This is a genomic window from Bradyrhizobium sp. LLZ17 (assembly GCF_041200145.1).
In the GTDB taxonomy this organism is placed as follows: domain Bacteria; phylum Pseudomonadota; class Alphaproteobacteria; order Rhizobiales; family Xanthobacteraceae; genus Bradyrhizobium.
Window position 1 is genome coordinate 2,192,265 of the sequence record NZ_CP165734.1, and the last position, 23,240, is coordinate 2,215,504.

General features: G+C 64.2%; 20 protein-coding genes and 2 pseudogenes. 9 read left to right on the top strand and 13 right to left on the bottom strand.

The window, feature by feature from the left end:
- Window positions 1–35 precede the first annotated feature (35 nt).
- Window positions 36–896: an ABC transporter permease gene (locus AB8Z38_RS10975; RefSeq protein WP_369724974.1), complete on the top strand. Its 861-nt coding sequence runs from the start codon at window positions 36–38 to the stop codon at window positions 894–896.
- Complete coding sequence (locus AB8Z38_RS10980; protein WP_369724976.1) at window positions 893–1,765, top strand: ABC transporter ATP-binding protein; 873 nt, start codon at window positions 893–895, stop codon at window positions 1,763–1,765. Before AB8Z38_RS10975 ends, AB8Z38_RS10980 begins: the two co-directional genes overlap by 4 nt.
- A gap of 141 nt (window positions 1,766–1,906) precedes the next feature.
- Here the strand turns inward: AB8Z38_RS10980 and AB8Z38_RS10985 are convergent, their stop codons facing one another.
- The 3 genes from AB8Z38_RS10985 to ald form a co-directional block, all read right to left on the bottom strand.
- Window positions 1,907–2,965, bottom strand: coding sequence for a YeiH family protein (locus AB8Z38_RS10985; RefSeq protein WP_369724978.1), 1,059 nt, complete (start codon window positions 2,963–2,965; stop codon window positions 1,907–1,909).
- A 109-nt stretch (window positions 2,966–3,074) separates the two neighbouring features.
- Window positions 3,075–3,257, bottom strand: a complete 183-nt coding sequence (locus tag AB8Z38_RS10990; protein ID WP_369724979.1) for a hypothetical protein — start codon at window positions 3,255–3,257, stop codon at window positions 3,075–3,077.
- Between the two features lie 222 nt (window positions 3,258–3,479).
- Entirely contained in the window at window positions 3,480–4,595 is a 1,116-nt protein-coding gene (gene ald / locus AB8Z38_RS10995; RefSeq protein ID WP_369724981.1) for an alanine dehydrogenase, read from the bottom strand.
- A gap of 142 nt (window positions 4,596–4,737) precedes the next feature.
- On the opposite strand from ald, the gene AB8Z38_RS11000 reads away from it, so the two are divergent.
- A complete protein-coding gene (locus tag AB8Z38_RS11000) occupies window positions 4,738–5,217 on the top strand; it encodes an Lrp/AsnC family transcriptional regulator (protein WP_369724983.1) in 480 nt (159 codons plus the stop codon).
- A 69-nt stretch (window positions 5,218–5,286) separates the two neighbouring features.
- Here AB8Z38_RS11000 and AB8Z38_RS11005 read toward each other — a convergent pair whose 3' ends face one another.
- Window positions 5,287–5,499 (bottom strand): hypothetical protein, encoded by a 213-nt coding sequence (locus tag AB8Z38_RS11005; RefSeq protein WP_369724985.1) that lies wholly within the window; start codon window positions 5,497–5,499, stop codon window positions 5,287–5,289.
- Between the two features lie 127 nt (window positions 5,500–5,626).
- Window positions 5,627–6,676: a hydroxyacid dehydrogenase gene (locus AB8Z38_RS11010; RefSeq protein WP_369724987.1), complete on the bottom strand. Its 1,050-nt coding sequence runs from the start codon at window positions 6,674–6,676 to the stop codon at window positions 5,627–5,629.
- Between the two features lie 256 nt (window positions 6,677–6,932).
- Between AB8Z38_RS11010 and AB8Z38_RS11015 the strand changes: the two genes are divergently transcribed.
- The 3 genes from AB8Z38_RS11015 to AB8Z38_RS11025 all read left to right on the top strand — a co-directional run bounded on the left by AB8Z38_RS11015 (window position 6,933) and on the right by AB8Z38_RS11025 (window position 8,574).
- Complete coding sequence (locus tag AB8Z38_RS11015) at window positions 6,933–7,499, top strand: thiamine pyrophosphate-binding protein (RefSeq protein ID WP_369724989.1); 567 nt, start codon at window positions 6,933–6,935, stop codon at window positions 7,497–7,499.
- Between the two features lie 10 nt (window positions 7,500–7,509).
- The gene (locus AB8Z38_RS11020) at window positions 7,510–8,118 is read left to right on the top strand and encodes a thiamine pyrophosphate-dependent enzyme (protein WP_369724990.1); all 609 of its coding nucleotides are present in this window, start codon (window positions 7,510–7,512) and stop codon (window positions 8,116–8,118) included.
- Window positions 8,119–8,196: 78 nt separating this feature from the next.
- A complete protein-coding gene (locus AB8Z38_RS11025) occupies window positions 8,197–8,574 on the top strand; it encodes a VanZ family protein (RefSeq protein ID WP_369724992.1) in 378 nt (125 codons plus the stop codon).
- Between the two features lie 43 nt (window positions 8,575–8,617).
- On the opposite strand, the gene AB8Z38_RS11030 is transcribed toward AB8Z38_RS11025, so the two are convergent.
- The 8 genes and pseudogenes from AB8Z38_RS11030 to AB8Z38_RS11065 all read right to left on the bottom strand — a co-directional run bounded on the left by AB8Z38_RS11030 (window position 8,618) and on the right by AB8Z38_RS11065 (window position 18,927).
- Window positions 8,618–9,001 carry a DUF1236 domain-containing protein gene (locus AB8Z38_RS11030; protein ID WP_369724994.1) on the bottom strand — a complete coding sequence of 128 codons (384 nt, stop codon included), beginning with the start codon at window positions 8,999–9,001 and terminating at the stop codon, window positions 8,618–8,620.
- A gap of 98 nt (window positions 9,002–9,099) precedes the next feature.
- Window positions 9,100–10,002 (bottom strand): 2-hydroxy-3-oxopropionate reductase, encoded by a 903-nt coding sequence (locus AB8Z38_RS11035; protein WP_369724996.1) that lies wholly within the window; start codon window positions 10,000–10,002, stop codon window positions 9,100–9,102.
- 206 nt (window positions 10,003–10,208) lie between these two features.
- Window positions 10,209–10,994, bottom strand: a complete 786-nt coding sequence (gene hyi / locus AB8Z38_RS11040) for a hydroxypyruvate isomerase (RefSeq protein WP_369724997.1) — start codon at window positions 10,992–10,994, stop codon at window positions 10,209–10,211.
- A gap of 11 nt (window positions 10,995–11,005) precedes the next feature.
- Window positions 11,006–12,797 (bottom strand): annotated as a pseudogene (gcl, locus tag AB8Z38_RS11045) (glyoxylate carboligase).
- 151 nt (window positions 12,798–12,948) lie between these two features.
- Window positions 12,949–14,751: an adenine deaminase C-terminal domain-containing protein gene (locus tag AB8Z38_RS11050; protein WP_369724999.1), complete on the bottom strand. Its 1,803-nt coding sequence runs from the start codon at window positions 14,749–14,751 to the stop codon at window positions 12,949–12,951.
- A gap of 85 nt (window positions 14,752–14,836) precedes the next feature.
- On the bottom strand, window positions 14,837–15,637 hold the full coding sequence (locus tag AB8Z38_RS11055) for an NYN domain-containing protein (RefSeq protein ID WP_369725001.1): 801 nt from the start codon (window positions 15,635–15,637) through the stop codon (window positions 14,837–14,839).
- A 97-nt stretch (window positions 15,638–15,734) separates the two neighbouring features.
- Entirely contained in the window at window positions 15,735–16,583 is an 849-nt protein-coding gene (locus AB8Z38_RS11060) for an IclR family transcriptional regulator (protein ID WP_369725003.1), read from the bottom strand.
- A 214-nt stretch (window positions 16,584–16,797) separates the two neighbouring features.
- A complete protein-coding gene (locus tag AB8Z38_RS11065) occupies window positions 16,798–18,927 on the bottom strand; it encodes an acetate--CoA ligase family protein (RefSeq protein ID WP_369725004.1) in 2,130 nt (709 codons plus the stop codon).
- A 309-nt stretch (window positions 18,928–19,236) separates the two neighbouring features.
- Here AB8Z38_RS11065 and AB8Z38_RS11070 point away from each other — a divergent pair, with 309 nt between their 5' ends.
- The 3 genes and pseudogenes from AB8Z38_RS11070 to frc all read left to right on the top strand — a co-directional run bounded on the left by AB8Z38_RS11070 (window position 19,237) and on the right by frc (window position 23,091).
- Window positions 19,237–19,968 (top strand): GntR family transcriptional regulator, encoded by a 732-nt coding sequence (locus tag AB8Z38_RS11070; RefSeq protein ID WP_369725006.1) that lies wholly within the window; start codon window positions 19,237–19,239, stop codon window positions 19,966–19,968.
- A gap of 49 nt (window positions 19,969–20,017) precedes the next feature.
- Window positions 20,018–21,751: an oxalyl-CoA decarboxylase gene (gene oxc, locus AB8Z38_RS11075; protein WP_369725008.1), complete on the top strand. Its 1,734-nt coding sequence runs from the start codon at window positions 20,018–20,020 to the stop codon at window positions 21,749–21,751.
- A gap of 63 nt (window positions 21,752–21,814) precedes the next feature.
- Window positions 21,815–23,091: pseudogene (gene frc / locus AB8Z38_RS11080) on the top strand (formyl-CoA transferase).
- Window positions 23,092–23,240: the final 149 nt, after the last annotated feature.

Below are 23,240 nucleotides of genomic sequence, written 5' to 3' on the forward strand. Positions count from 1 at the left end.
CCGCCCCTCTCCGACATCGCCAGGACAGCACGCCAATGACAATCGCGGAGGCGGAGCCGGTGACCGTCATCGCCGCGCCCACGACACCGGCCTCGTTCGCTACGCTTGCGTCGCGCTGGTACCGGCTCAACCGGGCGGGACTGCGCGCCATCGCGATCGGCATCGTCTCGCTCGCCGCGTTCCTGCTGGCCTGGCACCTGCTGACGACCTATCGTGTCGTGTTCTTCGTGCGCTTCACCAACGTGCCGTCGCCGCTTGCGGTCTATGCGAGCTTCACCAAGGCGATCCACGATCCCAAATTCCTGATGCATGTCGTGCTGAGCTGCCGGCGCATCTTCATCGGCTTCTCGCTCGCAGCCCTCGTCGGCGTACCGCTCGGCCTGGTCATGGGCCGCTTCAAGCTGGTGCACGAAATCGTCTTCCCGGTGGCGGAGGTGCTGCGGCCAATTCCGGCGATCGCCTGGGTGCCGATGGCGATCATGCTGTGGCCGACCAACGAGCAGAGCATCATCTTCATTACCTTCCTCGGCTCGTTCTTCCCGATCCTGGTCAACACGCTGCACGGCATGACCCTAGTCGATCCGGTGCTGGTGCGCGCCGCGCAATGTCTCGGCGCGCGCGAACGATCGATCTTCCGCGAGGTCTATTTTCCGGCGTCCCTGCCGCACATTTTCACCGGCCTCACGGTCGGCATGGGCGTCGCATGGGTGTCGCTGATCGCGGCCGAGATGATCTCGGGCCAGTACGGCATCGGTTACTTCACCTGGGAAGCCTACTCGCTGGTCCAGTATGCCGACATCGCGCTCGGCATGATCGCGATCGGCGTGCTCGGCCTCGGATCGAGCCTGCTGATCAGGGGCGCCGGACAATTGGTGATGCCGTGGAGGCTGAAATGAACGAGATCCTGACCAAAGCACCGCAGGGCCATATCGAGGTCAAGAATTTCTCGCTCAGTTATGAGAGCATCGAGGGGCCGGTCGAGGCGGTCACGGACACGCAGATTCATGTCAACCCGGGCGAGTTCGTCTCGATCGTCGGCCCCTCCGGCTGCGGAAAATCGACGCTGCTCAACGCGGTCGCCGGTTTCCTCAAGCCGACCACCGGGGTCGTCACCGTCGACGGCGAGAAGGTCAACGGCCCGAGCGCCGAGCGCGGCATGGTGTTCCAGCAATATTCGCTGTTTCCCTGGAAGACGGTGCGGGAGAATGTCGAGTTCGGCCTGAAGATGCGCGGCATGGCGCGTTCGCAGCGCGAGCGCGCGGCGCGCACTCTGCTCGGGCTTGCCGGGTTGGACGCATTCGAAAAGCACTATCCGGAAAAGCTCTCCGGCGGCATGAAGCAGCGCGTCGGCATCGTCCGCGCACTCGCGACGGGACCGAAGGTGCTGCTGCTGGACGAGCCGTTCGGCGCACTCGACGCCCAGACCCGCGTCATCATGCAGCAGATCCTCACCAACATGTGGCAGCGGCTGAAGATCTCGGTGCTGTTCGTCACCCACGACATCGACGAGGCGATCTTCCTCTCCGACCGCGTCTACTGCATGACGGCGCGCCCCGGCTCGATCAAGGCCGAAATCCCGATTCCGCTGGAGCGTCCGCGCCAGCAGTCGATGATGATGTCGTCGGAATTCCTGGCGCTGCGCCGCGGATTGATGTCGCTGATCCGGGAGGAAAGCATCAAGGCGATGGGCGGCGAGATCACCGATCTCGGCATGCAGGGGCTCAACATCGAGCTGCGCGGCCACTCGCTGGCGGATGTGATCTAGTTTATTTCGCCCGCTTACGCGGATGACGGTCCCGTAGGGTGGGCAAAGCGAAGCGTGCCCACCATTTTCATCACGAATGCTGATACATGGTGGGCACGGTGCTTTGGCGCCTTTGCCCACCCTACGGCAGTTTCGCTCTGTTCACTTGAACCAGTGCACCAGCGCGATGCTGATCCCTAACAGCAGCATCAGCGACAGCGTGACCGCCGCTGTCACGCGGCCGCCGACATTGGCGAGCACCCGCACATCGACGCCGAGGCCCAGCGCCGCCATCGAGACCACCGTGAGAAAGCTGGTGATCTTCGTCACCGGCCCCACCACCGTGGCCGGCACGATTTCGAGCGAGCGCAAGGTCGCGAGCACGAGGAAGCCGAGGATGAACCAGGGCACCAGTCGGAAGAAGCCGACATTGGTCTTCTTGGCGTCGGTCTGCCAGCGCGCGGCGACGAGCGAGAGGCCGACGACCACGGGCCCCAGCATCAGTACGCGCATCAATTTCACGAGCGTCCCGATCTGCGTCGAGACGAGGCCGGCCGGCACCGTCGCTGCCAGCACCTGCGGCACGGCATAGACGGTCAGGCCGGCGAGGATGCCGTATTGCGTGGCCGTCAACTGCAACAACGGGATCAGTAGCGGCAGGCCCAGCACCATCATGACGCCGAGGATCGCCGTGAACGAAATGGAGGATGCGATCTCGTCGCTGTTGGCGCCGATGATCGGCGCCACGGCCGCAATCGCGGAGTTGCCGCAGATGGAATTGCCGCAGGCGATCAGGATCGACAGCCGGGTCGACAGCCCAAGCAGGCGGCTCAATCCGAAAGAGACGGAGAGCGCGATCACGACAACGGCTGCGATCGAGAGGAGCAGCGCGACCCCGGAGGCGGCGATGGCGGCAAAGCTGATGGAGGCGCCTAACAGCATCACCGCAACCTCGAGGAGTTGCTTGGCACTGAAGGCGATGCCGGCCTGCCAGCGCGGCGCCGGCTTCCAGAAGCTGCGGAGCGCCATGCCGAGCAGGATCGCCATCACCAGCGCCTCGACATAGGGATGCTCGAACACGCCCAATTCCCCGCGTTCGAGCAGGGCCGAGACGCCGGCCACGGCGATGCAAAGGAGAATGCCGGGAATCAGCGCGACGATGCGGCTGGCGGCCGTGGTCGGCTTGGAATCGGCCGGGCTGGATGCTTGATTCTGCGACACAAATCTCTCCCGAGGAGAAAGATTTATACGCAGGGTCGCTCGTCTGGGGAATAAGTTTTCGACATATCAGGCCCGAGGGGAGTTCTATCCCCGGCCTGGAATAAAGCCGTTAGAAGATCAGGCTTTTGGCCAGCATCGCGACGTGGCTAAAGCCGTCATAGACGCCGGGCTCGAAGAAGGCGGCGCGGGCCAGCACGATCGCCGCAACCAGCGACCAGAACAGACCGGTGCCAGCCCGCAGCAGCAGCTTTGAGGCGCGCGACTTCGGCTGGGCGTCCGTCGCGGACACCATTTGCTCGCCAAAAGGCTCAAATCCTGTGCGGTCCATAAGCGTCGCCGATCCATCAATTTCTGACGGGAATGTCGTTGTTTCCCGCCAAAACAGCAATGGAAGCGATTGGCGTTTTTGCCGCCCCGAAGGGAAACTCCTTCTGTCGGGCGCGCCCGGCTCAATAGTTTTCTTCTTTTGGCCGGTTTGGCTGGCCGGGCACCCGGCCGCCAGCCAGATAAGCCTCTACGCCGCGAGGCCGCTCCCGACCGGCGCGAATTCCAACCCGAGGCTTTCCGCCACCGCCTTGTTGGTGATGCGGCCGCGATGCACGTTGAGCCCGTTGCGCAAATGCGGATTTTCCAGCACCGCGGCAAAGCCCTTGCTGGCGAGCATCAGCCCGAACGGCAGGGTCGCATTGTTGAGCGCCTGGCTCGACGTCACCGGCACCGCGCCCGGCATATTGGCCACGCAATAATGCACGACGCCGTCGACCTCGTAGGTCGGATCGCTGTGCGTGGTCGCATGCGAGGTCTCGAAGCAACCGCCTTGGTCGATCGCGACGTCGACCAGCACGGCGCCGGGCCGCATCGATTTCAGCATCGCGCGCGTGACGAGCTTCGGTGCACTGGCGCCCGGCACCAGCACCGCGCCGATCACGACGTCGGCGGCAAATACCTCGTCCTCGACCGACTCGATGGTCGAGAAGCGGGTGCGCACCCGGCCGCTGAAGAGATCATCGAGTTCGCGCAGCCGCGGCAACGAACGGTCGATCACCGTGACCTCGGCGCCGAGGCCCGCCGCCATCCGTGCAGCCTGCGTTCCCACCACGCCACCGCCGAGCACGACGACGCGCGCCGGCTGCACGCCGGGCACGCCGCCCAGCAGCAAACCGCGACCGCCCGCCGAACGCCTGAGCGCGGCGCCGGCGGCCTCGATGGCGAGGCGGCCGGCGACTTCGCTCATCGGCGCGAGCAGAGGGAGGTGACCGGCCGCGTCGGTGACGGTTTCATAGGCGATCGCGGTACAGCCGGACGCAAGCAAGCCCTTGGCCTGCTCCGGGTCCGGCGCGAGGTGGAGATAGGTAAACAGGATCTGGCTTTCGCGAAGCTGCGCCCATTCGCTTTTCTGCGGCTCCTTCACCTTCACGATCATGTCGGAATTGGCGAAGATGTCGCGGACGGTCCCGGCGATCGCCGCGCCGGCCCGTCGATAGACCTCATCCGACGCACCGATGCCGCTGCCGGCGCCAGTCTCGACCAGCACCTGGTGCCCGGCCGCGACATATTCGCGGACTGCGCCGGGGGTGAGCCCGACGCGATATTCCTGGACCTTGATCTCCTTGGGCACACCGACGCGCATGCTGGGCTCCTTCCGACGTCCTGATTCACGGATGTTATCGTAGCGACAGAGCCAGTTTGGTTTCGGGCGAATATCCGCTAGTTTCGGAACCCGCGCGCTGGTTTCGAGCGCAGAAGCAGCCTTTGACGCCGGAAACAAAACCTTGGCCCTCGACCGGAAAGATCTCGCCATCCTTGTGGAACTCACCACCAATGCGCGGGCCAGCCACACCGAGCTTGCCAACAAGGTCGGCCTGTCCAGCACGGCGCTGGCGCGGCGGCAAAAGGCGCTGGAGGATGACGGCTACATCCAGGCCTACCAGGTCGCGCTCGACCTCGCGCAGTTCGGCCTCACCACGACGGTGCTGGTGCGGATTGCGCTTGAGAGCCAAAGCGACGAGGCGCTGAAGGCGTTCGAGGCGGAGGTGGTGAAATGCCCCTCCGTCGTGCGCTGTTTCCTGATGTCCGGCACCGACGACTACATCCTGATCGTGCTCGCCCGCGACATCCAGGATTTCGAGCGCATCCATCGCACCGAGCTGTCACGCCTGCCGCGTGTCGCCCGGGTGCAGTCGAGCTTCGCGCTGCGCGAGGTGGTCAATCGCGCGGTGCCGACCGTCGTGTTCGGCGAAGCGAAGCGCTAGCACTTATGCTCACGAATAAACCAAAGCGCGATGATCATTTACCATCGCGCTTTGGATCCTCACGGGGCCTCAAGACGGAAAATCGGCCGCTCTGATGTGGATGCGATCGGCGTGCAGGGACCAGTGATGCAACGCCTGTTCCTTGCAGAACTTCGCCTTCGCCCGCTCCTTGGCCTCATCCTCGTCGGCGGCGTCGATCTCGATCGCGCCCTGGCAGATCTCACTCTGCCGGCCATACTCGCCGAGCACGTCCTTCATGAACCTGACGACATAAGTTGACATGGGACCTCCCTGCTGCCCCGGCGGCACTCTAATCCCATTTTGCCCAAATCGGGGAAGGAGAATTTGACGCGGATCAAGGTCAGACTGCGCGAGTCCTTGGCGCCAGGGAATGACAATGTGGCTGTCGCTACCCCGGCATCACCCCGAACGCCTGCTTGAAGCGCGCGGCATAAACCGGCCAGACCTCAGGATTGATGATGCGCGGCGGGCGCTTGCCGTCGAGCGTGTCCAGGACCTGCTCGGCGGCGATCCGACCCATGTTCTGGCGCGCCTCGATGGTGACGCCGGCGGTGTGCGGGCTCGCCAGCACGTTGTCGAACTGCAGCAGTGGATGCTCCGGCGGAGGCGGCTCCTTGGACCAGACGTCGAGGCCGGCGCCCGCGATGCGCTTGTCACGCAACGCCCCAAGCAGCGCGTCCTCGTCGTGAATGAAGCCGCGCGCGGTGGTGATGAAATAGGCATGCGGCTGCATCAGCGCAAACTCGCGCACGCTGATCATGTTGCGACTGCCCTTGTTGAGCGGACAGGAGATCGAGACGAAATCGGCGCGGCGCAACAGCTCGTCAAGCTCGACCTTCTCCCCGCCCCGCTCGGCCATGACCTCGGCGGAAAGATAGGGATCATAGGCCAGCACCTTCATGCCAAGCAGACCCTTGCACAGCGCGGCGATGCGGCGGCCGACATTGCCGAGCCCGATAATGCCGACGGTCTTGCCCTCGACCTCGTTGCCGACGAGCTCGTTGCGGTTGACATCGCGCTCCCGGCGCAACCGGCGGTCTGACTGGATGATGCGCTTGGATAGGGTCAACATCATCGCCAGCGCATGTTCCGCAACGGAATGCGCGTTGCCGCCAGATTGATTGACCACCAGCACGCCCGCATCCGTGCAGGCCTCGGCATCGACGGGATCGAAGCCTGCGCCATTGCTGGATACGAGCAGGAGATTCGGCGTGCGCTTCAGGAAGGCGGCGTCGACATGGAAATGGGACGCCAGCTCATCGCGCGCGGCCCCTATCTGGTAGACGTGTGCCGCACTCAGGATCGGGGCGTAGAAATCTTCGGGGCTGTCGTTCTCGATCCGATCGAGCCGGACGTCGGGCCGCGCCTTCAGGATATCGATGTAGATCGGATTGGCCAGATATTTGACGTAGAAGACGCGCTTGCTGTTGACGGACATCAGGACCCTTCCGGCGCTCTCGCGGAGATCCGCAAGGCGTCAGCGCGGCGCGCGTCCATTCCATGCGTCCCTCCCGCTTTCTCATTGTTGCCGCTTATGACATGGCGGTACCGACCACGGCAGGCCGTCGGGCGCAGACCACGGTGCCGGCCGGGACATGTTGACAATCCCGCTCGCTCCGTCAAGTTTCGAGCGGCCGCCGCGACGCCGGACAATGGCAAGACGAAGACGCATGCGCGGCTCAAGGGAGAACGCAATGGCGATTGCGGAACAGCAGGCCTCGCCCCAGGGAGCGCAGGCGTCCAGCGACAACAGCTGGCACGGCATTGTCCTGCAAACCCTGAAGCGGAACGAGATCAGCCTCGTGCCTTACGTGCCCGACCGCGTGCTGACCCCGCTGATCAAGAACCTGCACGCCGATCCGTTCTTTACGACCTTCGCGACAGCCCGCGAGGAGGAAGCGGTCGGCATCGTCTCGGGCGCCTGGATGGGCGGACGGCGCGGTGCGGTGCTGATGCAGACCTCAGGTTTTGCTACCCTCGCCAACGTGCTCGCGTCGCTCGCGGTGCCCTACCAGATACCGCTGATCATGCTCGTTTCAGAGCGCGGCACGCTCGGCGAGTTCAACTACGGCCAGTCGCTGGTCTGCCGCACCATGCGCCCAGTGCTGGATCTGCTGGCGCTGGAGCATCACACCATCACCCGGCTCGACGAACTCGAATTCATCACCGATCGCTCGATCAAGCAGGCGGTCACGACGCAGGCGCCGGTGGCGCTGATCCTCAGCCCGCTGCTCACGGGCGGCAAGGTATTCGACAAGTGAATCCGGCCAGATGAGTTCAAAAATGCACACCCGCAACACCAAGGTGATGAACCGCTTCGATGTGACCTCGCGCCTGGTCGCGAAGCTCAAGCACGAAGAGGCCGTGATCGGCGGCATCGGCAATACCAATTTCGACCTCTGGGCCGCCGGCCACCGCCCGCAGAACTTTTACATGCTGGGAAGCATGGGCCTCGCCTTCCCGATCGCGCTTGGCGTAGCGCTGGCGCAACCCGAGCGCCGCGTGTTCGCGCTCGAGGGGGACGGCTCGCTGCTGATGCAGCTCGGCGCGCTCTCGACCATTGCGACGCTGAAGCCGAAGAACCTCGTCATGATCGTGATGGACAACGGCATCTATCAGATCACCGGCGCGCAGGCGACACCGGCCGCCGGTATCGCCGACATCGTCGCCATCGCCGCCGGCTCCGGACTTGCCAACAGCGCCTGGGCCGCGGACGAGGAGGATTTTGAGCGTCTGGTCGATGACGCGATGTCCGCCTCCGGGCCGAGCCTGATCGCTGTGCGTATCGACGACAAGCCCGGCGTCGGCGCCACCCGCAGGGACCCCGTGCAGATTCGGGAGCGCTTCATGCACGGCCTTGGCGTGCGCGAGCCGCTTTAAAGGTTCCGTCATTAACTACACGCCGATCTGATCAGGGCGCCGCGACAGCCGGCGGCAAATCCGTGCTATCCGCGTCGGATGTCCATTTTCGTTCGCGCTTTTGCCTGGCTGCTCGCAGCCGCCGTCACGTTTGCGACCCTCGGGCCGCCGGGCCTACGGCCGCATTCCGACTTGGGCCAGGACGGCGAGCATGCGCTCGCCTTCGTCCTGCTCGGACTGGCTTTCGGCCTCGCCTATCCGCATCGCCGCCTGGCGACCTCAGCGGTCGCGGTCGTCCTGATCGGCCTGCTCGAACTGATGCAGCTTTGGGCGCCAGGACGCCATGCGCGGCTGGAGGATTTCGTGGTTGACGCACTCACCGCTTGCATCGGCTTTGCCTTGGCCGCTGTCGCCGGTTGGGGCATGACGCGCCTTGCCGGAAGCTCGGCCGCCACAAGCGAAGGCCCCGCGGAGTAACACTCCACAGGGCCCGCCTCTTGAAAGCCTGAGCTCGAACCGATCAGTCGATGATCTTGACGACGCGGCGCGTGCGCGGCTCGACGATTACGCGGCGATCGTTCACAACCGCATAGCGATACTCGGTGTAGTTCGGTACGGGACGCAGCACCACGGTCGGAGGCAGCGGCTCGCCGACCACGACGCGCTTGTGAACCACGACTGAATCATCGCGCGGGATGCCGCCGAGAATCGCATCCGGGATTTCCAGGCCTGCCCCGACGGCTGCACCCACGGTGCCGCCGACCATCGCGCCGACCGGACCACCGATGTCGCCGCCCGCACGCGCGCCGTTTGCGGCGCCTTCGGCGGTCGTCGACTGGGCAAAGGCTGCGCTTGACGCCAGCAGCGAGACGGCAGCCAACGAAATCGCAAGACGGGTTTTCATGTCCACACTCTCCAGGATTGTTGTGCGCTTTCAACCGCGCAGCCGGATCATTGTTCCGGTTCCGCCGTGGCGAACGACGGGTCAACATACTGAAACTGTTACCCCGTAACACTTCCAACGGCGCCGATTTCGTGGTCGGCCATCAGTTCCAACGCCCGCACCATCGCCGAGTGATCCCAGCCCTTGCCGCCATGCGCGGTGCAGGACGAGAACAATTGCTGCGCCACCGCCGTGCTCGGCAGGGACAAGCCGAGCGCGCGCGCGCCTTCGAGCGCGAGATTGAGATCCTTCTGGTGCAACTCGATGCGAAACCCTGGATCGAAATTGCGCTTCACCATGCGCTCGCCATGAACCTCGAGAATTCGCGACGAGGCAAATCCGCCCATCAACGCCTGCCGCACCAGCGCAGGGTTGGCGCCGGCCCTGGATGCAAACAGCAGCGCCTCGCCGACCGCTTCGATCGTCAGGGCGACGATGATCTGGTTGGCGACCTTGGTTGTCTGCCCGTCGCCATTGGCGCCCACACGGGTGACGTTCTTGCCCATTTTGTCGAAGATCGGCTTCATGGTGTTGAACGCGCGCTCGGGACCGCCGACCATGATGGTGAGGCTGGCGGCCTTGGCACCGACTTCGCCGCCCGACACCGGCGCATCGAGATAGTCCGCGCCCAGCGCTTCGATGTTGTTCGCGAACTCTTTGGTCGCCAGCGGCGAGATCGAGCTCATGTCGACGACGATCTTGCCTTTGGAGATGCCGGCAGCCACGCCATCCTTGCCGAACAGCACGGCCTCCACATGCGGCGTATCCGGCACCATGATGATAACCGCATCCGCCTCCTCCGCGACCTTCTTGCCCGACTTGCAGGCGATGCCACCGGCCGCGATCAGCTCGGGCGAGACCGGCGCGACGTCATGCAGCAAGACGCGATGACCCGCGGCCAGCAGATGGCCGGCCATCGGCCGTCCCATGGTGCCAAGTCCGATGAAGCCGATGTCGATCATGGTCTTTCTCTCTCAGTTGCATAAGCGAAATCTCATCCACCCGCGCGGTGCACCTCTCCCGCCTGCGGGAGAGGTCGGCGCGGAGCGCCTGGTGAGGGCTCTCTCCGCCCGGGGATTTTCACCGGATCTCTCGAATCCCAATGTGGAAGCACCCTCTCCCCCGCCCTCTCCCGCAGGCGGGAGAGGGAGCGCACTGCCGTTGTGTCTCACGTCTCAAATGTCTGCGCGGCGTGCCAGGACAGGCTTTCCAGCGTCGTGGTCCGCGGCTTGTATTCGCATCCGACCCAGCCGCGGTAACCGATCGCGTCGAGATGACGGAACAGGAAGGGATAGTTGATTTCGCCAGTGCCCGGCTCGTGGCGGCCGGGATTATCGGCGAGCTGGACGTGGGCGATCTGTGGAAGATATTCCTGCATGGTACGGGCGAGATCGCCCTCCATGATCTGCATGTGATAGATGTCGTACTGGATGAACAGATTGTTCGACCGCACCTCGGAGATCAGCTGCACCGCCTGCTCGGTGCCGTGGAGGAAGAAGCCGGGAATGTCGAGCGTGTTGATTGGCTCGACCAGCAGCTTGATGTTCTCCCGCGCCAGCGTCGAGGCGGCGAAGCGCAGATTACCGACTAGCGTTTCGTTGAGCTCGCGCGGGTCGGCATCATCGGGCCCGATGCCGACCAGGCAATTGAGCTGCTCGCAATCGAGCGCCTTGGCATAGTCGATGGCGCGGAACACGCCATCGCGGAATTCGGCGACACGATCCGGCAGGATCGCGATGCCGCGCTGACCGGCCGCCCAATTTCCGGCGGGAAGATTGTGCAGCACTTGAATGAGGCCGTGGGCTTCGAGCTGCTCGCGCAGCAGCGCCCTGTCGAAATCATAGGGAAAGAGATATTCGACCCCAGTGAAGCCCGCGGCTTTCGCCGCGGCAAAGCGGTCGAGGAACGGCATCTCGTTGAAGAGCATGGTGAGGTTGGCGGCGAATTTCGGCATGATGCTGTCCTCTACTCCGCCGGTTGAAGCACGCCGGGCCGCGCAGTCGCGACCTCGTCGAGCGGCAGATCCACCACCTCCTCGAACTCGACGATATTGTCGATCTCGGTGCCCATTGCGATGTTGGTGACGCGTTCGAGAATGAACTCGACGACGACCGGCACGCGATGCTTCGCCATCAATTCGCGCGCGGTCGCGAACGCGGCCTGCGAATCCTTGGGATCGGTGACGCGGATCGCCTTGCAGCCGAGACCTTCGGCAACGGCAACGTGGTCGACGCCGTAGCCGCCGAGCTCGGGCGCGTTGATGTTCTCGAACGAGAGCTGGACGTGATAATCCATATCGAAGCCGCGCTGGGCCTGGCGGATCAAGCCGAGATAAGAATTGTTCACGACCACGTGGATGTAGGGCAGGTTGAACTGCGCCCCGACCGCGAGCTCCTCGATCAGGAACTGGAAGTCGTAGTCACCGGACAGCGCGACAATGTCGCGATCGGGACACGCGGCGCGGACGCCGAGCGCGGCCGGAAGCGTCCATCCGAGCGGCCCCGCCTGCCCGGCATTGATCCAGTTGCGCGGCTTGTAGACACCGAGGAACTGCGCGCCGGCGATCTGCGACAGGCCGATCACGGTGACATAGGTGGTGTCGCGACCGAACGCCTTGTTCATCTCTTCATAGACGCGCTGCGGCTTGATCGGGACATTGTCGAAATGGCTCTTGCGCAGCATCGAGCGCTTGCGATCGCGGCAGGAAGCGGGCCACGCCTGGCGCTCGCGCAATCTGCCGGAACGTCGCCACTCCCTGGCGACGGTCACGAAAAAGTTCGAGCGCGGCCTTTGCATCCGAGACGATGCCGAGATCGGGATTGAACACGCGCCCGATCTGGGTCGGCTCGATGTCGACATGCACGAAAGTGCGCCCCTTGGTGTAGGTCTCGACCGAGCCGGTGTGCCGGTTGGCCCAGCGGTTGCCGATGCCGAGCACAAAGTCGGATTCCAGCATCGTAGCGTTGCCGTAGCGATGGCTGGTCTGAAGGCCGACCATGCCGGCCATCAGCACGTGATCGTCGGGGATCGCGCCCCACCCCATCAGCGTCGGCACCACCGGCACGTTGGCGATCTCGGCGAACTCGATCAGCAAATCCGAGGCATCGGCGTTGATGACGCCTCCGCCCGCCACGATCAGCGGCCGCTCGGCCGCGTTGAGCATCTCCAGCGCCTTCTCGACCTGTTTTCGCGTGGCGCTGGGCTTGTAGACCGGCAGCGGCTCATAGGTCTCGTCGTCGAACTCGATCTCGGCGAGCTGCACGTCGAGCGGCATGTCGATCAGTACCGGCCCCGGCCGGCCGGAGCGCATGACGTGAAAGGCCTGGCTGAACACGCGCGGCACCAGCGCCGGCTCGCGCACGGTGACCGCCCACTTCGTCACCGGCTTTGCGATCGACTCGATGTCGACGGCCTGGAAGTCTTCCTTGTAGAGCCGCGCCCGCGGCGCCTGCCCGGTGATGCAGAGGATCGGAATGGAATCGGCGATCGCCGAATAGAGCCCGGTGATCATGTCGGTGCCGGCCGGCCCCGAGGTGCCGATGCAGACGCCGATATTGCCCGCCCTCGCCCGGGTGTAGCCTTCGGCCATATGCGAGGCGCCCTCGACATGGCGCGCGAGGATGTGGCGGATCGAGCCGCGCTTCTTCAGCGCCGAGTAAAGCGGATTGATCGCAGCCCCGGGAACACCGAAGGCGGTCGAGATGCCCTCCTTCTCCAGAATACGCACGGCTGCATCGATAGCTCGCATCTTCGCCATATCGGACCTCGCTCAAGTTGCGTCAGCGAGCGAGATCATCAGGCGGGCGAGATACAATCTCAACGAGATCGATTTTATTTTCCACGATGCGGCAGCTGCGGAAAAACAGCGGTGCCCTCAAGCGGTTAGATCGAGATATCCGTGAAAGCGGTCACTCGAACAGCGGCGCCAGCCGCATCTGCGGCACCAGCACCAGCCCCTTGTCGGTGATGCGAATTTCCGGAATGACCGATAGCGGAATCAGATTGAAGCCCATGTAGGGGATGGTGCAGCCAGCCTCCGCCCACTCCTTCTTCAGCGCCTTGACCTCTTCGGCGACCTCGGTGACGCGCTTGTCGGAGAGCAGTCCCGCGATCGGCAAGGCGACCAGCGCCCTCACCTTGCCGTCGGCGACGACGCAGACGGCGCCCTGATGCTCCCTGATGGCGGCAATGGCAACTTGCATGTCGCCTTCATTGGTGCCGGCAATGATGATGTTGTGGCTGTCATGGCCGACACTGGAGGCGACCGCGCCGCGCTTCAGGCCAAAATCCTTGAGCAGGCCATAGGCGACATTGCCGGCCGACTTGCCGTGGCGCTCGACCACGGTGACGAAGCACAGGCCGTAACGGGCGAACAGCGCCGGCCAGTCTTTTGCCGACTCGATCGCGACCTTCTCGTGGATCAGCGTGATGCCGGGCAGCGCCGTCTTGATCGCATTGACCGTGCAGGCCTTCGCGGGAAGCTCCGGCGTCAGCTTCAACTTCTCGGGCAGCTTCACGGTCGCATAGGCCGCCTTCGGATATTGATAGCGCTGCGACAGCGCCTGATCGAGCCGCGACGTGATCTTGCGGTTCTCGACCACGAGTTCACCGCCATACCAGGTCGATTGCGGCTTCAGATCGTCGTCCATCAACACGAGATCGGCGCGACGCCCGCCGCCGAGCCCGCCGATATCGCCGTCCATGCCGAAGCGCGTCGCGCCATGCAGCGACCCCATCGACCAGGCCTGCTCCGGTGACATTCCCGCCTTCACCGCCTCGCGCACCACCCAGTCGAGGCCGAACAAGAGAAGGTCGTCGGCATCGCGGTCGTCGGTACACACCGCCGTGCGCTTGTGCGAGGCGCCGAGCTCTGTGATGGTGCGGATCGCCTGCGGCAACGAGTGCCATGGCGTGGTCGGCGGTCCGCCGCGGAGGAAAACCCAGACGCCGGCATCGAGCAAATCGTCGGCGATGTCGCGGTCGATCGCCTCGTGGGTGTCGGTGACACCGCTCGCCGCATAAGCCGCGACGAATTCGCGGCCGTACACATGGCCCGACACCGGCCGCCCGCGCTTCAGGGCTGCGGCGAGGATCGCGTGGCTGCGCTCGTCGCCCATGGTGACCGGCACGAAATCCATCTTCTCGCCGAGCCCGACGGCCTCGGGCCAGCGATCGAACAGGCCGGCGATCTTGTCCGGCGTCAGATCGCCGCCGGCAGTCTCAAGCGCGGCCGAGGTTGCCGGCACGGTCGACGGCACCGTCAGAAAAATCGAGAGCGGCGCCTCGCGCGCGTCCTCCAGCATCGCCTCGATGCCGGCGACATCCATGACGTTGCCGATCTCGTGGCTGTCGCAGAAGATCGTGGTGGTGCCGTTGAGGAGCGCGGCCTCGGCATAGGCGCAGGCCGTCACCATGGAAGATTCGATGTGAATGTGCGGGTCAACCAACCCTGGCGCGATGATGCCGCCGGCCGCGTCGTAGAGCGGCACGTTGCCCCAGACCTTCTTGGCGGATCCAGCCGGCTTCACCGCGGCGATGCGGCCGCCGGTGATCCAGACCTCCCGACCGGGATGAATGCGTTCCGAATAGGTCGAGAGCACCGCCGCGCCCGTAATGACGAGGTCCGGCACGACGCGTCCCGAGGCGACATCGGCCAGGCGCCGCGTCATCGCATGCAGCGGCGCGACGGCAAAGCGGGTGAGTTTGGTCATCGGCATCCTCGCATGGCGTTATGACCCGGCGATGGTTACGCCCCGCGCCCCACCGGGCAAGCTCAAATATAACGGCACGTCCTGCTTACGCCTTAGGCGGCGAACCGGCCGCCGTCGCCGGCCTTGCGGGTCTGCGCGAGTTCCGACGTCTCGGCGCTGGCGCGGCGGTGGGCTTGACCCGGATCCGCATCGACCTGCCGTTCGCCTCATCAATCTCAAATGAATTCGTCTTGCGCACGAGGCTGCTCAGATTGCGGAAACCAAAGGTCCTCGGATCGAAATCGGAAGCCAAATTGGCGAGCTGCCGCCCGACCTCTCCAAGAGTGACCCAGCCGTCTTCGCTCTCCATCTGGGTGATGACCTTCTTGATGATGGCCGCAGCCGCATCAGGAGGCTGAAGCGGCGTGGGTCTCGAGGCGGCGCCCTGGGAGTTCGCCGTGCCGGCAAGCAGGTTCTCCGTGTAGACGAACCTTCGGCAGGCCTGCCTGAAACTCTCCGGTGTCTTGTGCTCGCCAAACCCAAAGACATCCACGCCCTGCTCCCGAATGCGGGCGGCGAGACGGGTGAAGTCGCTGTCGGAGGAGACCAGGCAAAAGCCGTCGAAGCGACCGCTGTGAAGCAGGTCCATGGCGTCGATCACGAGGGTTATGTCGGAGGCATTCTTTCCCGTCGTATAGGCGAATTGCTGCTGCGGAATGATGGCGTGCTTCGACAGGATGTCGGCCCAGCCCCTGGAGCGCGCATGGGAGAAATCGCCGTAGATGCGGCGAACGCTGGCCTCACCGATCTTGGCGATCTCCTCGAACAGACCATCCGCGATCTTTGCGGAGGCGTTGTCGGCATCGATCAGGACGGCAAGACGGGGCGAACGAAGCTCAGAAGGCATGACATTCCCCAAAAGGACGCGACAATGGGGATGGATATACCGATGTCCGGGCTCTCGCCGCCAGAGCTGATTTCTTTCAACAGGCCCTAAATCCGGCTCAGACCGGTTTCGTCGTCGGCGTCACGCCTCCGAGCGCCGCCGTCAGCTCCGCCGCAACCTCGCGCACCACGCGGCCGATCTCCGGCAGCCGGGCGTCGGTGACGCGGCTGGTCAGGCCGGACACCGAGATCGCGGCCAACGGCTCTGCGAGTGCATTGTAGACCACGGCGGCGACGCAGCGCAGTCCCATCTCGGCCTCTTCGTCGTCGACCGCAAAGCCCTGTTTCCGGATGACGTTGAGCTCCCGGAACAGGTCGCTCGGTCGCACGATCGATTTCGCGGTCAGCCGCGGCATGCCGTGATGGCGGATGACGGCGCCGACGTCCTCGTCGGAATAGGTCGCCAGCACCGCTTTGCCGACGCCCGAGGTCACCATGGGAACGCGACCGCCGACCTTGGTCAGCGAGCGCATGATCTCGCGGCTTTCCATCCGGGTCAGCACGATGATGAACTCGTCGTCGACCACGGCGAGATTGGCTGTCTCGCGGGTGAGATCGCGCAGCTTGCGCAGATAGGGAATCGCCTGCGCGGTGAAATTGCGCCGTCGCGCGAAGCTTGCGCCCACGGTAAAGCTGCGCACGCCGACATGCCATTTGGATTCGGCGCGGTCGAATTGCACGAAGCGGCGGCTTTCCAGCGTCGCCAGCAGGCGGTGCACGGTCGACGCCGACAATCCGGTGCGCACGGCGAGGTCGCTCAGGCGATAGCCTTCGTCGTCCTCGGCGAGCGTCTCGAGGATCGACAGCGCACGGTCGACGGATTGCACGCCGCCGTCACGTGCGTCGGGCTCGGCCTCTGATGGCGACCGAGGCTCGAGCGATTTGCGCCGGATCACGTTCTTGCTCATCGCGACCTGCATTGCCAATCAGACAAGACGCGAGCCGCCTCTCTTCCCTCGCCCCGTTCTTACGGGGCCGCGACGAGCTTCGCTCGCACTGAGAGGGTCGGGGTGAGGGGCTATCTCCGCGAACACGGTGGGAGACGGACTCGTCGAGAGTCCCCCTCACCCGGAATTTGCGGCTCCGGCCTCTCCCCGCAGGCGGGGAGAGGCGAAGATACGCTCAGAGCAGCCCTGCTCCGCGCGCCCATTTGTACTTGGCGCCCAACACCTCGACCGGCAGTTCAGTCGAATAGGCATAGGCCGGGATGCCGTTCTGGTAGAGATATTCGGCAGCCTCCTCGACCTCGACGTCGCCGGCGAGCGAGGCGACGATCGGCTTGACGAAGCCCTTGGCCTCCATCTCCTTCTTCACCTCGACCATGTTGCGGGCAAACACCATCGGTGGCGTCACGATGGTGTGCCAATAGCCGAGGATCAGCGAATGGATGCGTTCGTCCGACAGGCCGAGCTTCACGGTGTTGACGTAGGTGATCGGCGGCTCGCCGCCGGTGATATCCACGGGATTTCCGGCCGCGCCGAACGGCGGGATGAACTTGCGGAAGGCTGCGTCGAGATCCGGCGGCATCGACATCAGCGACAGACCGTTGTCGACGCAGGAGTCCGACAGCAGCACGCCCGAGCCGCCGGCACCAGTGATGATCAGCACGTTCTCGCCCTTCGGCGTCGGCAGCACCGGCACGCCGCGGGCGAATTCGAGCAGCTGCCGCAGCGAGCGCGCGCGGATCACGCCGGACTGCGCCAGCACGTCCTCATAGATCTTGTCGTTGCCGGCGAGCGCGCCGGTATGAGACGAGGCCGCCTTGGCGCCGGCCGAGGTGCGGCCGGCCTTGAGCACGACCACGGGCTTCTTCTTGGAGACGCGCTTGGCGGCTTCCGCAAAGGCACGACCGTCCTTGAGATCCTCGCAGTGCTGCGCGATCAAATTGGTGTTCGGGTCCTGCTCGAAGAAGGCGAGCAGGTCGTCCTCGTCGATATCGGACTTGTTGCCGAGGCCGACGATCGCCGACACACCCATCTTCGCCGAGCGCGAGAAGCCGATGATAGCCATGCCGATGCCGCCCGACTGCGACGACAGCGCCGCGTGGCCCTTGACATCATAGGCGGTGCAGAAGGTCGCGCAGAGATTGGCCGGCGTATAATAGAAGCCGTAGATGTTCGGCCCCATCAGGCGGACATTGTACTTCTGGCCGATCTCGACGATCTCGGCCTGCAATTCCGGCGCGCCGGCTTCGGCAAAGCCGGACGGGATCAGCACCGCACCCGGGATTTTCTTCTCGCCGCATTCGACGAGCGCCGCGGCGACGAACTTCGCGGGGATCGCGAACACCGCAGTGTCGATCACGCCCGGGACGTCCTTGACGCTCTTGTAGGCCTTGTAGCCGAGGATCTCGGAGGCCTTGGGGTGGATCGGGTAGATATCGCCCTTGTAGCCGCCGTTGATGAGGTTCTTCATCACGGAGTTGCCGATCTTGCCGTCTTCCGCCGACGCGCCGACCACGGCGACCGCCCTTGGCTGCATGATCCGGCTCATCGCCGCGACGATTTCCTCGGTCGGGCGCGGCTTCGGCTTCGGCTTGTAGGCGAAGTCGACGACGATGCGCACGTCGGCGGCAATCGCGTCCTTTGCCGTCGCAAACACCGGGTTGAGGTCGAGCTCGATAATCTCCGGGAAATCGGTGACGAGCTGCGAGACCTTGACGATGATGTCGGCGAGCGCCGTGCGGTTGACCGGCTCGCCGCCGCGTACGCCCTTCAGGATCTCATGCGCCTGAATGCCGTCGAGCATCGAGAGCGCGTCTTCTTTGGTCGCGGGCGCGAGGCGGAAGGTGATGTCCTTCAACACTTCGACCAGCACGCCGCCGAGGCCGAAGGCGACGAGTTTGCCGAAGGAGCCATCGGTGATCGAGCCGATGATCACTTCAGTGCCGCCGGCCAGCATCTGCTGCACCTGGATGCCCTCGATCTTGGCATCGGCCTTGTACTTCCTAGCGTTGCCGAGAATGGTCTCGTAGGCCTTTTCGGCATCCTGCGCCGTCTTGACGCCGACGATGACGCCGCCGGCTTCGGTCTTGTGGAGAATGTCCGGCGAAACGATCTTCATCACCACCGGAAAGCCCATGGAAGAGGCGACCTTGCCGGCCTCCCCGGCCGACTTCACCACGCCCTCCTTCGGCACCGCAATGCCGTAGGCGTCGCAGACCAGCTTACCTTCGGGCGCCGTCAGGCTGGTGCGGTTGTCGGCCTTGACCTGGTCAAGGACCTTCCGGACGACATCTTTGGAATTGGACATGTGGCTTCTCCCTTGACCTTCAGGTCTTGCTTTGCAAAGCGCGTCTTGCGGCTCGCCCGTGATCCTTGCCATCGCCGCGCTCTGTTCCGCGCTGCGGAACCGAGCGGCAGAATGCCGAGACTGCTCCACTGGTTTGGATCAAAAATGGCCAGTGATGGCATTTGGTATGCCAGAAGCCAACTTGTCAAGGCAAGTGGTCGATGAGAACGCTGCAAAAAATAGCCAGCTTGACATTCTGGTATTTGGTATGCCAAAAACTTTCCAGTTAATATTCCTGTAAAAGACGACTCCCACTGGAGGAGAATCGTCGTGTCACTGCGGAAATCAAACAAGGCGTTGCCGAACATGGCCGAGGCAGACATCGCAATCGTTCGCATTGCCCCGGAGAGCAGCTTCAAGAACAAGGCGTATGACGCCTTGAAGGAAGCCATCCTCAAGATGGACATCTACTCGACGCCCGAGCCGGTGATGCTGGACGAGCGCGCGCTGTCCGAGCGCCTGGGTGTCAGCCGCACGCCGATCCGCGAAGCGATCGCCATGCTCGAGCAGGACGGGTTCGTGAAGACCGTGCCCCGCCGCGGCATCATGGTGGTGCGCCGGACCAAGACCGAAATCGTCGACATGATCCGCGCCTGGGCGGCGCTGGAAAGCATGGCCGCACGCCTCATCACCACGACGGCGCGCAAGAAGGACATTTCGGCGCTGCGCGACTACTTCAAGGATTTTGGCAAGGACCGCCTGCCCCAGGATCACGTCGAGGAATATTCGCGCGCCAACATCGCGTTCCACCAGGCGCTGATCTCGCTGTCGGAATCCGCGGTGCTGGTCGATCTCACCAACGATCTGCTGCTGCACGTGCGCGGTTACCGGCAACTGACGATCGGGCGCAAGGATCGCACCGCGACCTCGCTGCCCGAGCATCTCGGCATGATCGAAGCACTCGAAGCGCGCGACACCGAACTTGCCGAGAAGCGCGCCCGCGATCACACCCTTGGCCTTGCCGCTTACGTCGAAGCGCACGGCCAGGAACTGTTCAACTAGCGACGTCGCAAAAACCAGAACCGTACGCGAGACCAGGGAGACAAGGCCCATGCTGAATACCGCGACCAAGTCCGAAGCACCGGGCACCGAGCAGGAATTGACGGATGGCTTTCATCTCGTCATCGACGCGCTCAAGCTGAACGGCATCACCACCATCTATAATGTGCCGGGCATCCCGATCACGGATTTGGGCCGCATGGCCCAGGCCGCCGGCATTCGCGTGATCTCGTTCCGCCACGAGCAGAACGCAGGCTACGCCGCGGGCATCGCCGGCTATCTCACCAAGAAGCCCGGCGTCTGCCTCACGGTTTCCGCGCCCGGCTTCCTCAACGGTCTCACCGCGCTCGCGCACGCCACCACCAATTGCTACCCGATGATCCTGGTGTCGGGCTCCTCCGAGCGCGAGATCGTCGACCTCCAGCAGGGCGACTACGAAGAAATGGACCAGCTCGCGATCGCGAAGCCGCTGTGCAAGGCGGCCTATCGCGTGCTGCACGCCCAGGACATCGGCATCGGTTTTGCCCGCGCGATTCGCGCGGCCGTCTCCGGCCGTCCCGGCGGCGTCTATCTCGATTTGCCGGCGAAGCTGTTCGGGCAGGTGATGAATGCCGAGGCCGGCCAGAAGTCGCTGGTCAAGGTGATCGATGCGGCCCCTGCGCAGATCCCCTCGCCCGCTTCGGTCAAGCGCGCGCTCGACGTGCTCAAGAGTGCAAAACGTCCACTCATCATCCTCGGCAAGGGCGCGGCCTACGCGCAGGCCGACGAAGAGATCAAGAGCTTTGTCGAGAAGAGCGGCATGCCGTTCCTGCCGATGAGCATGGCCAAGGGCCTGCTCTCCGATACCCATCCGCAATGCGCTGGTGCTGCCCGCTCGACGGTGCTGAAGGAATCCGATGTCGTGATGCTGATCGGCGCGCGGCTGAACTGGCTGCTCTCGCACGGCAAGGGCAAGAGCTGGGGCGAAGCGCCGAAGAAGTTCATCCAGGTCGATATCGAGCCCCGGGAAATGGACTCCAATGTCGAGATCGTCGCGCCCGTCGTCGGCGACATCGGCTCGGTCGTTTCGGCCTTCAACCAGGCGATGGCTGCGGGCTGGACTGCGCCGCCGGCCGAATGGACCAAGGCCATCGTTTCGAAGCGCGAAGAGAACGTCGCCAAGATGGCGCCGAAGCTCATGAACAACAAATCGCCGATGGACTATCACGGCGCACTCGGCGTGCTGAAGAACGTCATCAAGGAGCATCCCGACGCGATCCTCGTCAACGAGGGCGCCAATACGCTCGACCTCGCCCGCGGCGTCATCGACATGTACAAGCCGCGCAAGCGTCTCGATGTCGGCACCTGGGGCGTGATGGGCATCGGCATGGGCCAGGCGATCGCGGCGGCGCTCGAGACCGGCCACCCCGTGCTCGCGGTGGAAGGCGACTCGGCCTTCGGCTTCTCGGGCATGGAGGTCGAGACCATCTGCCGCTACGACCTGCCGATCTGCGTCGTCATCTTCAACAATGACGGCATCTATCGCGGCACCGACGTCAACAGCGTCAACGCCGATCCCGCGACCACCGTGTTCGTCAAGGGCGCGCGATACGACAAGATGATGGAAGCCTTCGGCGGCGTCGGCGTGAATGCCACCTCGCCCGACGAGCTCAAGCGCGCAGTCAACGAAGCGATGGCTTCACGCAAGCCGACGCTCATCAACGCGGTGATCGATCCGGCGGCCGGCTCTGAGAGCGGCCGCATCGGCAACCTCAATCCGCAGAGCGTCTTGCAGAAGAAGAAGTAAGCCCTCCCCTTCAACCCTTATTCCCTGCGGTTTGCGGGGGCAGACAGAGTACGGAGCAACACGATGACCAAGGCGCTCACGGGCGTTCGCATTCTCGACTTCACCCACGTCCAGTCCGGACCGACCTGCACGCAGCTGCTCGCCTGGTTCGGCGCCGACGTGATCAAGGTGGAACGGCCGGGTGTCGGCGACATCACCCGCGGCCAGTTGCAGGACATCCCGAATGTGGACAGCCTGTATTTCACCATGCTCAACCACAACAAGCGCTCGATCACGCTCGACACCAAGAACCCCAAGGGCAAGGAAGTCCTCACCGAGCTGATCAAGAAGTGCGACGTGCTGGTCGAGAATTTCGGCCCCGGCGTGCTCGACCGCATGGGCTTTCCCTGGGAGAAGATCCAGGCGATCAACCCGAAGATGATCGTCGCCTCGATCAAGGGCTTTGGTCCCGGACCGTACGAGGACTGCAAGGTCTACGAGAACGTCGCGCAGTGCACCGGCGGCGCCGCGTCCACCACGGGCTTCCGCGACGGCCTGCCGCTCGTCACCGGCGCACAGATCGGCGACAGCGGCACCGGCCTGCATCTGGCGCTCGGCATCGTCACCGCGCTCTACCAGCGCACGCATTCGGGCAAGGGCCAGCGCGTCACCGCCGCGATGCAGGACGGCGTGCTCAACCTCGCCCGCGTCAAGCTGCGTGACCAGCAGCGCCTGGCCCACGGTCCGCTCAAGGAATACAGCCAGTTCGGCGAAGGCATTCCGTTCGGCGACGCCGTGCCGCGCGCCGGCAACGATTCCGGCGGCGGCCAGCCCGGCCGCATCCTCAAGTGCAAGGGCTGGGAGACCGATCCCAACGCCTACATCTACTTCATCACCCAGGCCCCGGTCTGGGAGAAGATCTGCGACGTGATCGGCGAGCCGACCTGGAAGACCGATCCGAACTACGCCAAGCCGGCGGCGCGCCTGCCGCGCCTGAACGAGATCTTCGGCCGCATCGAGCAGTGGACGATGACCAAGACCAAGTTCGAGGCGATGGAGATCCTCAACAAGGACGACATCCCCTGCGGCCCGATCCTGTCGATGAAGGAGATCGCCGAGGACCAGTCGCTGCGCGCGACCGGCACCGTGGTCGAGGTCGATCATCCCACCCGCGGCAAGTACATCTCCGTCGGCAACCCGATCAAGCTGTCGGACTCCCGAGCGATGTGGAGCGCTCGCCCCTGCTCGGCGAGCACACCGACGAGATCCTGCGCAGCGTGCTCGGCTTCAGCGATCACCAGGTCGCCGATATCCACAAGTCCGGCGCGCTCGATCCGCCGCAGAAGCAGGCCGCGGAGTAAGCGATCTAGACTAAACCAAGACGAAAGGGCCGCCTGATCAGGCGGCCCTTTTTGCTTCAGAAAAGCCGTGCGGTTGTGGGCCCAAACTCAAAAATTGAAAAACAACCCCATGCATAGTAGCTAACTCATTGGCTCCAAAAGCATTTCGT

Coding starts and splice junctions, on each gene's coding strand:
- AB8Z38_RS11050 (WP_369724999.1), bottom strand. CDS start 14,751: ATGACCAAACTCACCCGCTTTGCCGTCGCGCCGCTGCATGCGATGACG.
- AB8Z38_RS11055 (WP_369725001.1), bottom strand. CDS start 15,637: ATGCCTTCTGAGCTTCGTTCGCCCCGTCTTGCCGTCCTGATCGATGCC.
- AB8Z38_RS11065 (WP_369725004.1), bottom strand. CDS start 18,927: ATGTCCAATTCCAAAGATGTCGTCCGGAAGGTCCTTGACCAGGTCAAG.
- AB8Z38_RS10975 (WP_369724974.1), top strand. CDS start 36: ATGACAATCGCGGAGGCGGAGCCGGTGACCGTCATCGCCGCGCCCACG.
- AB8Z38_RS11060 (WP_369725003.1), bottom strand. CDS start 16,583: ATGAGCAAGAACGTGATCCGGCGCAAATCGCTCGAGCCTCGGTCGCCA.
- AB8Z38_RS10990 (WP_369724979.1), bottom strand. CDS start 3,257: ATGGTGTCCGCGACGGACGCCCAGCCGAAGTCGCGCGCCTCAAAGCTG.
- AB8Z38_RS11020 (WP_369724990.1), top strand. CDS start 7,510: ATGAGTTCAAAAATGCACACCCGCAACACCAAGGTGATGAACCGCTTC.
- AB8Z38_RS11035 (WP_369724996.1), bottom strand. CDS start 10,002: ATGATCGACATCGGCTTCATCGGACTTGGCACCATGGGACGGCCGATG.
- AB8Z38_RS11030 (WP_369724994.1), bottom strand. CDS start 9,001: ATGAAAACCCGTCTTGCGATTTCGTTGGCTGCCGTCTCGCTGCTGGCG.
- AB8Z38_RS11015 (WP_369724989.1), top strand. CDS start 6,933: ATGGCGATTGCGGAACAGCAGGCCTCGCCCCAGGGAGCGCAGGCGTCC.
- AB8Z38_RS11025 (WP_369724992.1), top strand. CDS start 8,197: ATGTCCATTTTCGTTCGCGCTTTTGCCTGGCTGCTCGCAGCCGCCGTC.
- AB8Z38_RS10980 (WP_369724976.1), top strand. CDS start 893: ATGAACGAGATCCTGACCAAAGCACCGCAGGGCCATATCGAGGTCAAG.
- hyi (WP_369724997.1), bottom strand. CDS start 10,994: ATGCCGAAATTCGCCGCCAACCTCACCATGCTCTTCAACGAGATGCCG.
- AB8Z38_RS11010 (WP_369724987.1), bottom strand. CDS start 6,676: ATGTCCGTCAACAGCAAGCGCGTCTTCTACGTCAAATATCTGGCCAAT.
- AB8Z38_RS11005 (WP_369724985.1), bottom strand. CDS start 5,499: ATGTCAACTTATGTCGTCAGGTTCATGAAGGACGTGCTCGGCGAGTAT.
- ald (WP_369724981.1), bottom strand. CDS start 4,595: ATGCGCGTCGGTGTGCCCAAGGAGATCAAGGTCCAGGAATATCGCGTC.
- oxc (WP_369725008.1), top strand. CDS start 20,018: ATGCTGAATACCGCGACCAAGTCCGAAGCACCGGGCACCGAGCAGGAA.